General features: G+C 49.0%; 1 protein-coding gene. It reads left to right on the top strand.

Going from position 1 to position 1,313, the window contains the following annotated elements:
* Positions 1-1,156, top strand: a 1,156-nt coding sequence (locus WKT12_RS16395) for a TraM recognition domain-containing protein (protein WP_270419913.1), incomplete at its 5' end; no start/stop codon positions are given.
* Positions 1,157-1,313: the final 157 nt, after the last annotated feature.

The raw sequence follows: 1,313 nt of genomic DNA, 5'->3' as shown, positions 1-1,313 counted from the left end.
CATGGAGGATATTACAGACGCTTACGAGAGTGCGTACACGATTATGCTCAATCTCAATAAAACGTGGGTGCAGAAGCAGGGTGACTTCTTCGTGGAATCACCTATTATCTTGTTTGCCAGTATTATATGGTATCTCAAAATCTATAAGGGTGGTAAGTATTGCACGTTTCCCCATGCCATTGAGTTCCTGAACCGCCGTTACGAGGATATTTTCCCGATTCTTTCTTCATATCCCGAACTTGAAAACTACCTCTCACCATTCATGGATGCTTGGCTCGGTGGGGCGGCTGAGCAGCTTCAAGGGCAGATAGCATCGGCGAAAATTCCGCTCTCGCGCATGATTTCCCCGCAACTCTATTGGGTAATGTCGGACAGCGAGTTTACGCTGGATATCAACAATCCCGAAGAGCCGAAAATCCTGTGCGTGGGTAACAATCCCGACCGTCAGAATATTTATGGTGCGGCTCTCGGTCTGTATAACTCCCGTATCGTAAAGCTCATCAACAAGAAGGGGATGCTGAAGTCGTCGGTCATTATAGATGAACTACCGACGATATATTTCAAGGGGCTGGACAACCTTATTGCCACCGCACGAAGCAACAAGGTTGCCGTGTGTCTGGGCTTTCAGGATTTCAGCCAGTTGGTGCGCGACTATGGCGATAAGGAAGCTAAAGTCGTGATGAACACCGTCGGTAATATCTTCTCCGGGCAGGTGGTGGGTGAAACCGCCAAGACGCTATCCGAACGCTTCGGAAAGGTCTTGCAGAAACGGCAGTCCATTTCCATCAACCGGCAGGACGTTTCCACCTCTATCAATACGCAGATGGACGCGCTTATCCCGCCCAGCAAGATTTCCGGCTTGACGCAGGGAATGTTTGTCGGTTCTGTGTCCGATAACTTCAACGAGCGCATTGAACAGAAGATTTTTCACTGCGAGATTGTCGTGGATGCAGAGAAGGTGAAACGCGAGGAAAAAGCCTACAAGAAGATACCCGTCATTACCGACTTCACGGACGAGGATGGCAACGACCACATGAAGGAAACGGTGCAGGCGAATTACAGGCGCATCAAGGAGGAAGTCAAGCAGATTGTTCAGGAGGAACTGGAGCGGATTGCCAACGACGACAATCTGAAACACCTGTTACAGCAGAAATAACCGGGCTGACGTGAGGCAATGAAAGCGGGCGGAACAAAGTATCAAACTTGCTCCGCCCGTTATTCTTTAGGGATTCTTAGTCTATCTTCTCATACGCTCCATCTCTTCGTCACGGAGCATCTTCTCGTTCAGTTTTTCCTGCATTTTGTCAAGGAAG

The sequence above is a fragment of the Phocaeicola sp. HCN-6420 genome (genome assembly GCF_037890145.1).
Classification (GTDB): domain Bacteria; phylum Bacteroidota; class Bacteroidia; order Bacteroidales; family Bacteroidaceae; genus Phocaeicola.
This window is presented reverse-complemented; position numbering and strand designations above follow the sequence as displayed.